This window comes from Deltaproteobacteria bacterium (genome assembly GCA_009692615.1).
Lineage (GTDB): Bacteria > Desulfobacterota > Binatia > UBA9968 > UBA9968 > DP-20.
Window position 1 is genome coordinate 46,195 of record SHYW01000026.1, and the last position, 7,391, is coordinate 53,585.

The 7,391-nt window shown below is 58.0% G+C and carries 6 protein-coding genes; all 6 read right to left on the minus strand.

Annotated elements, in window-relative coordinates; translation table 11 throughout:
• On the minus strand, nucleotides 1-1,140 hold the full coding sequence (locus EXR70_08630; protein MSP38541.1) for an ABC transporter substrate-binding protein: 1,140 nt from the start codon (nucleotides 1,138-1,140) through the stop codon (nucleotides 1-3).
• Nucleotides 1,137-2,114, minus strand: coding sequence for an ABC transporter substrate-binding protein (locus tag EXR70_08635; GenBank protein MSP38542.1), 978 nt, complete (start codon nucleotides 2,112-2,114; stop codon nucleotides 1,137-1,139). The genes EXR70_08630 and EXR70_08635 overlap by 4 nt, the downstream gene beginning before the upstream one ends.
• An 80-nt stretch (nucleotides 2,115-2,194) precedes the next feature.
• Nucleotides 2,195-3,181 carry an ABC transporter substrate-binding protein gene (locus EXR70_08640; GenBank protein ID MSP38543.1) on the minus strand — a complete coding sequence of 329 codons (987 nt, stop codon included), beginning with the start codon at nucleotides 3,179-3,181 and terminating at the stop codon, nucleotides 2,195-2,197.
• A 208-nt stretch (nucleotides 3,182-3,389) separates the two neighbouring features.
• A complete protein-coding gene (locus tag EXR70_08645) occupies nucleotides 3,390-3,887 on the minus strand; it encodes a (2Fe-2S)-binding protein (protein MSP38544.1) in 498 nt (165 codons plus the stop codon).
• Nucleotides 3,888-4,017: 130 nt separating this feature from the next.
• The gene (locus EXR70_08650; GenBank protein ID MSP38545.1) at nucleotides 4,018-4,866 is read right to left on the minus strand and encodes a xanthine dehydrogenase family protein subunit M; all 849 of its coding nucleotides are present in this window, start codon (nucleotides 4,864-4,866) and stop codon (nucleotides 4,018-4,020) included.
• Between the two features lie 195 nt (nucleotides 4,867-5,061).
• Nucleotides 5,062-7,344: a xanthine dehydrogenase family protein molybdopterin-binding subunit gene (locus EXR70_08655; protein MSP38546.1), complete on the minus strand. Its 2,283-nt coding sequence runs from the start codon at nucleotides 7,342-7,344 to the stop codon at nucleotides 5,062-5,064.
• Between the last annotated feature and the right edge of the window lie 47 nt (nucleotides 7,345-7,391).

Below are 7,391 nucleotides of genomic sequence, written 5' to 3' on the forward strand. Positions count from 1 at the left end.
TTAAAATCCCTTCTGCACTTCCCGCAGCAGCCGCAGATCCAGCACTTTTGCCAACGGCGTTTCTTCTTTCAAACCCATGCGCTCGGTCTCGCGCTTGAGCGCGTCGCGTATGCCCTTTTCATCCATGCCGCCGTCCTTGGAAAAAGCCGGCAACATCGACTTGTAAAGTTCGTCCGCCGCAGCCGTGTCCACGCTCCACTCTTTAGCGATGAATTGCATCACTTCACCCGGCCGCTGCTGAATGAAACGCAAACTCTTAATCGTCGCGCTGAGCATGCGCCGCACCAACTCCGGCCGCTCGCGAATCATTTTGTCCGACGTACCCAAACCCGAAAGCGACTGCTCGACGTAGTCGCCGAAATACGCCAGCGTGCGAAAGCCCAACTGCTTCGCCATTGCATTGAACGGCGGCGACAACACGCCGGCATCGATTGTACCGGCTTTCATAGCCGTGAGAATATTAGCAGTCGTGCCGGTGCCGAGAAAAGCCACATCGCGATCCGGCGTCAGGCCGTTCTTGCTGACTAAAAATCGCGCCAGCGTATCAGTCGACGAACCGATGGCGGTGATGCCGATGATCTTATTTTTTAGTTCGGCCATCGATTTGATTTCCGGTCGCGCCATCAACCAGAAGGACGGTTTGATCGTCAGGAAGCCGACGACTTTCACCGCCAACCCGCGCGCCGCCCCCGCCATCACCTGCGACTGCGCGCCGGAGAAATCGATATCGCCGGTAGTCAGCGCCGTGACTTGAATCGTCGATGAGACCAGCACCATTTGAAGATCGATGCCTTCAGCCGTAAAGATTCCCTTGTCGCGGCCAAGCGTGATCGGCAGATAATTCAAACTCTTCGCTGGATAAGCGAAGCGGACGCGGTCCGCGGCAAAGCTCACGTCAACGCCAACCGAAAGCGTGAAAAGAAAGATTAAGGCTATCGCCCGTCGCGCGGCTCCCTTCCGAATTCCTCCCCCTCGACGGGGGAGGATAAAGGTGGGGGTGCCGCGCACGCTATTGAAAATGTCGGGCACCCCTTCCTCTATCCTTCCCCGTTGAGGGGAAGGAAGTTCGGATTCGTGCTCAACCGAACCTCGCACTGGATGTGAGATTACGCGCGTCATTCCATCCAACTCTCGCCTCATCGCCCTTTGATCCCCAACTCGCGTTGCGCGTCGCGCAGCGCGCCGAGATCGGCGACTTCGCTGGCGAGTATCGGGCGAGCGATCTTCGCTTCCTTCGCGGCACTCTCGATGACCAGCTGGAGACCGTCCTCCGGGATGCTGCCGTCGGCATTAAAGACCTTCACCACCGAGTCGTACGACAGGGTGGCGTTCTCTTTGGACGTGCGTCCCCAGTCCATCAGTACTTCGATCGCGCCGTCGCGGTTGTTGCGCACAAAGCGGTTGGCTTTGATCAGCGCCTTGATGACTCTTTTAACCTCGTCCGGCTTTTCGTTTAGTTTTTTCAAATTTGCACCCAACCCGACGAAGGGAAACTTAAAGAGCTCGTAGGCACGGGCCAAAACTTGAAAACCCAGCTTTCGTCCTTCGACATCCGCCGGCGGGGAAATCACGATGACGTCGACGATGCCTTCCTTGAGAGCGAAAAATCTCGCCTGGTCGGCGCCTAATGCGACTATCTTCATTTCCTTGTCCGGATCGACACCGGAATATTTGAGCATCATGCGCGCCGAGACATCGGCGGTCGCGCCGAAGGAGCTGACACCGAGAGTTTTACCTTTAAGCTCTCTGACGGATTTGAATTCCGAGCGCGCCACCAGCATCTGCGTCGGGCTATCGAGAAAGCTCGCGACGACGCGGATCGGCAAGCCGCGGATCGCCGCGCGCACCACCGAACCGAAGATCGTCGTGTAGTCTATATCCCCGGTCGCCAACGCGGTGATCGAAACATTGGCATTCATCCGAATGACTTCGGGGTCGATGCCTTCCTCCTTGAAGAACCCTCGCTTGTAGGCAACCGCGGGAGTCAAAAACGCCGCGTCCAAACTCGAAACCGAGAGTCGCACCTTGTCAGCGGCTTCGCTGCCTGCGCAAAAGGGCATTACGCCAACAAACACAACAAGCAACTGTAACCTAACCAACGCCGTTCGGTTCATTTCGTTTTGATTCCTGTGGGTCTAATTCCCCCGCAGCTTGCTGCGGGGAAGTTCATTCCCTGTGCCTCTTGCCTTCCGCCTCACCGAATCACTTTAGTCGCCCGCACCAGCACATTCGGCGGAATCGTCAGGCCGATCGCTTTCGCCGCTTTCAGATTGACGATGAACTCGAACCGCATCGGCTGCTCGACGGGAAGGTCTCGCGGTGTGCGACCTTTCAGAATCTTATCCACGTACACCGCCGCGCGCCGGTCCAGGTCCCTATTGTCCACGCCGTAGGTCATAAGCCCGCCGGCCTCCACGATTGCTGGCGAAGTGTACATCATCGGGAGCCGGTTCTTTACCGCGAAGTCTAAAATCTGTGTGCGGTGAGCACCCGCGATGGGGCCCGCCACCATGAAAAGGACTGCCTGAGCGCGCTCCTTCGTCGCGGCTCGGAATGCAGTCTCAATATCTTTGGGAATTAGTACGTCTAGGTATTGAAGCTTCACGCCGAACGCCTTTGCGGCGAGATTCACGTCTCTTAACAACTGCGCGATGTCCGTTTGGGTCGAAGACGTGAAGACGGCCACGCGGGAGAGGCTGGGAATGATCTCTTTCAAAAGCTCCAATCGTTTTCCGTTTAGCTCCGGGGCAAGGGTTGACAGTCCAGTAATATTCCCGCCCGGATGCGCCAGACTGTCGACGAACCCGCTCCCAACAGGATCGCCAACCTGCGACATGACAATGGGAATCGTGACAGTTGCTTCCTTGGCGGTACGGGTTGCTGGCTCACCACCTGTGACGATGATGTCTACCTTGAGACGCACCAGCTCGTCCGCCAGCGCAGGCAGGCGATCGAATTTCCCCTCTGCGTATCGATACTCAACGATGATATTTTTCCCCTCTACGTACCCAAGCTCGCGCAGACCCTGGCGGAATGCCCCGATGCGGTCCGCTTGAGTGGAAGGGGAGCCAGCATATAGTAATCCTATCCGGGGGATTTTCTTCGATTGCTGCGCCTGGGCTGGAAAGGGATGCGCCAAAAGCATCGAGCAAAAACTTCGCCGAGTGATTTTTTTACTCATGATTTTTTTCTCTCGCTCTTACTGACACGTGATCTCTGATTCTGCTGAAACCATCCGTTCATCCTTCGAGAGCCTCAGGACGAACAGAGGAGCGGTTGAGATCATTGGAGTTTATCCGTTCATGCTGAGCCCGTCGAAGCACTCCTCGGGGTTTTTCAGCAGAATCATCTCTGACTTCTGTCACCTAATCACCTCCATCGCCCGCACCTTACGGTCTTTCCCTTTTCGCCTGACTCTCCTGTGCCGCTTCGAGGATCGATTGCGCGATGGCGCCGTAGGCGCCGCAGCGGCAGATATTGCCGTTTAACCATTCGGCGATTTGCTCGCGCGACGGAGTCGGATTCTCCATCAACAACGCCTTCGCCGCCATGATCTGTCCCGGCGTGCAGTAGCCGCACTGGGCACCGATGTTGCGGATGAAGGCTTCCTGCAACGGGTCGAGTTGCTCACCTTGCGCGACACCTTCAATGGTCAGCACCGATTTGCCGTTGGCTTCGAACGCCAAATAATTGCACGCGCTTACCGCGCGATTATCGACCAACACCGTGCACGCGCCGCACACTTCCGACTCGCACGAGCGTTTCGTACCGATGAGCTGGAGGCGATTGCGAAGAAACTCAAGCAAGGTTTCCTCGATCGGCACTTCGCCGGACCAAGGTTTGCCGTTGACGCTCACCGATAAATTAAATGTACTTTGCGTTTTCATATGATCGACTTCGTCCACTTCGCTGACCTCTCCGATTCTTACCTCCTTCCCCTCGACGGGGAAGGATTGAGGAAGGGGTGATCTTGAAAGGGCGTATTGCCATACGCCCTTACTGCACCCCTATCTTGGCCTAACTCGCCTGCTCCAGCGCATCGCCGAGCATGACTCCGGCCATGTACAATTTATAATCAGCGCCGCCCAGCAAGTCATCCACCGGCTGAAGCAAACCGCGTAAATACTTTTTCTCTTCCGCGACAATTCTCTTGGCCTCACTCAACGTCACGCCTTTAAGTTTGCCTTCGAGTTCAGTCAGCCTCAGCGCCTTCGGGCCAATACAGCCGACCGCAAGTCGCGCCTCGGCAATGATTCCCTCGGCGAATAGTGCCGCCGCCGCGACGCCGAGCGTCGGACGCTGATAGCGATGCAGCCGGAGATACGCACTGCTCATCCCGGCCGGCAGCGATGGGATCGTAACCTCCAACAACAGTTCGCCCGCTTCGAGCGCCGTGGCGTACATGTCAACGAAAAACTCATCGAGCGCGAGCCGCCGTTCGCCTTTCGCATTGCCGATCGTCACTGACGCGTCATGAATCAGCAGCACGGTCCCAGGATCGGAGTGCGGATCGTTGAACGCAAGATTGCCGCCGAGCGTGCCCTGATTTCTGACGCGAATGTTCGCCACTTGAGATTCGGCGTAAGCCAACGACGCCGCGTGCTCGTGCGCAAGCGCGCTGGTCGCCAGCGCATGATGCGTCACGCAGGCGCCAATACGTAGCGAATCTCCGATCAGCTCAACGCGATGAAGTCGTGGAATCTGCTTAACGTCAATCAACACTTCTGCATCGATCAAACCGTTGCGCATCAGCAACAATAATTCGGCGCCGCCAGCGTAGAATGTTGCTTTGTCGCCGTAGTCCGCAAGCGCTTGAGAAGCTTCTTGAACCGTAGTCGGCTGTATTAATTGTAACGGTTGCAGCATGATTTTTTCTTTAGGTGATCGGAGAATCGAATCAAAGCATCAGCATTCCTGCTTCCTCTCCCTCTGAGTGTAGGGGCGACCGGCGGTCGCCCTTCTGCGCGCCCTCACCCTTCCCTCTCCCAAAGGGCGAGGGTAAGATCTGATTCGACTGCGTCACCGGCTCATCTCATTTGTCGAACTCGAAACCCGAAACTCTTATATTTTTTCCATCGCCCGGAGAATCTTTTCCGGTGTTATCGGCAGCGAGCGCACGCGCACGCCGAGAGCGTCGAAGATCGCGTTGCCGATGGCCGGACCGACGGTGACGATGGAGGTCTGCGCCATGCCCTTGGAACCGAACGGTCCCGGGCCGTCGCCCTTTTCCAACATCGACGAATAGAATAGCTCGGGCAAATCTTTCATCACCGGCAGACGATATTGAAAGGGATCGCCATTTTGAAATTGCCCGTCTTGATAAATGGTCTCCTCGAACAGCGCGTGGCCGAAGCCCATCACCGCGCCGCCGTCGACCTGCGCCTTGGCCGAGGGATAGTGAATCGTCTTGCCGGCGTCGGCGATCACCGCGTAGCCCAAAATGCGCAGCTCGCCGGTGTCGCGGTTGACTTCCACTTCCACCGCCGCGCCGCTTGGCGCCCAGTGGTCCATGCCGGCGAAGGCCGAGTCCTTCACCATCGGCGCCACGCTATGATAGCCGACCGCTTTCAAGACCACGCTGTTGCCGACCACGCGGATGATTTCGTTGATCGAGAAACTCGACTCGCCCCAGCACAGCCGGCCGTCGACCATGCGCCAGTCCTTGGCTTCACCGCCTTTGACTTGCGACGCTAAACCGAGCAAATCCGCCTGCAAGGTTTTGCACGCGTTGTGCACCGCGTTGCCCATCTGCATGGTGGTGCGCTGGGCGCTGACGCCAGCGAAGGGCAAATGCACCGCGGTGTCCGGCGTGCGCACGCGGATCTGGCTTTGCGGCAAATTTAAAGTCTGCGAGGCCACAACGCTGAATAAATTATGCGTCCCCTGGCCGATCTCCGGCGCGTTGTGTTGAATGGTGAGAACACCACGAGCGTCCATGGTCACCAGCGCGTAGGCGCGCCCGCCGCCCTGAGAGCCATGGCGCAAGCTCAACGCCATGCCGCGGCCGCGCGCCCAACGTGGACCGCTCGTACTCGATGCGGAATTCGCTTTGCCGTCCCAGCCGATGCCGGCGAGCGCATCGCTCATGAGATCGAGATAGTCGGTGTCCATGCGCGGCGTACCGGTGCAGACGAAATCACCGCGCAGCAAGACATTCTTCTTGCGAAACACGTAGGGATCGATGCCGAGCTGGCGCGCCACGCTGTCCATGGCACACTCGATGCCCCAGGTGGTCTGAATTTTTCCCGTGGCGCGGGTGTGGCCGGCGGGAACTTTGTTGGTGTAAACGCATTTGCCGCGGATGCGCAGGTGCGGGATGCGGTAACAACCCCAAGCCGAGATAACCGAATTGTGCACCGCGGTGAGCCCGCCGGTGGTGTAAGCGCCAGTGTCGACGACTAAATCGACATCGAGGGCAGTGATTGTGCCGTCGGCTTTGACGCCGATCTTGGCTTTGAAGACTTCGGCGTGGCGCGAGTTTTGGCGAAAACTTTCTTCCGCCGACGCGATCAAGCGCACCGGCCGGCCGAGCTTGCGCGAAAGAAACAGCGCGGCGAAATGCGCCGGCGTCGGAATCTTCGAGCCGAATCCGCCGCCGACATAGGGCACACGCACGCGAACTTTGTCCGGCTCTAGCCCAAGAAAATGCGCGAACTCGGCGGCGTCGCGGGTCGGCGAGCTGGTCGGCAACCAGACATTGGCTTCGCCGTTGACATACTGCGCCAGGAAGCCGCCCACCGGTTCCATCGGATGATGGAACATCGACGGCGATGAATAACTCTCTTCGAAAATCCGCTCCGCTTGCTTGAACCCTTCGGCGACATCGCCCCAGACCAGACTATCTTCGGCCAAAAGATTGCTGCCGTGCTCCTCATGCAAGATCGGCGCGCCCGGTTCGAGCGCCGCCACCGCGTCGAACACCGGCGCCAGCGGCTCATAGTCGACTTGAAAAAGTTTCACCGCGCGCTCGGCGGTGCGCCGATCCTCAGCGACAACCAGCGCCACCAGATCGCCGTCGTAACGAACTTTCTTGGTGGCGACAAAATCCTGATCGTCGACGCCCTTGAGATGCTCATGGGGCGCCAGCTTCAGCCGCGGATCGACGCCATCGAGATGATCGCGGTCGACAACCCCCAAGACGCCCGGCAGCTTCAACGCCTCGGAGGCATCGATGCAAAGAATCCGGGCGTGCGAGTACGGACTCATCAACGCCGCGCCAAAAGCCGTGCCCAGCAGATCCGGCAGATCGTCGATATACACCGCCCGCCCCGTGACCTTGTCACGCATGTCGATGCGGGGGGCCAAATCAATTTTCGATTTTAGATTTTCGATTTTGGATTCCATCGATCACCGTTAAGAAGTAAGGAGTTAGTAGTGAGGAGTAAGGGGTT

What these genes read in the sequence shown, in the direction of transcription:
- EXR70_08630 (MSP38541.1), bottom strand. Translation starts at nt 1,140, where the DNA reads ATGAGGCGAGAGTTGGATGGAATGACGCGCGTAATCTCACATCCAGTG.
- EXR70_08635 (MSP38542.1), bottom strand. Translation starts at nt 2,114, where the DNA reads ATGAACCGAACGGCGTTGGTTAGGTTACAGTTGCTTGTTGTGTTTGTT.
- EXR70_08640 (MSP38543.1), bottom strand. Translation starts at nt 3,181, where the DNA reads ATGAGTAAAAAAATCACTCGGCGAAGTTTTTGCTCGATGCTTTTGGCG.
- EXR70_08645 (MSP38544.1), bottom strand. Translation starts at nt 3,887, where the DNA reads ATGAAAACGCAAAGTACATTTAATTTATCGGTGAGCGTCAACGGCAAA.
- EXR70_08650 (MSP38545.1), bottom strand. Translation starts at nt 4,866, where the DNA reads ATGCTGCAACCGTTACAATTAATACAGCCGACTACGGTTCAAGAAGCT.
- EXR70_08655 (MSP38546.1), bottom strand. Translation starts at nt 7,344, where the DNA reads ATGGAATCCAAAATCGAAAATCTAAAATCGAAAATTGATTTGGCCCCC.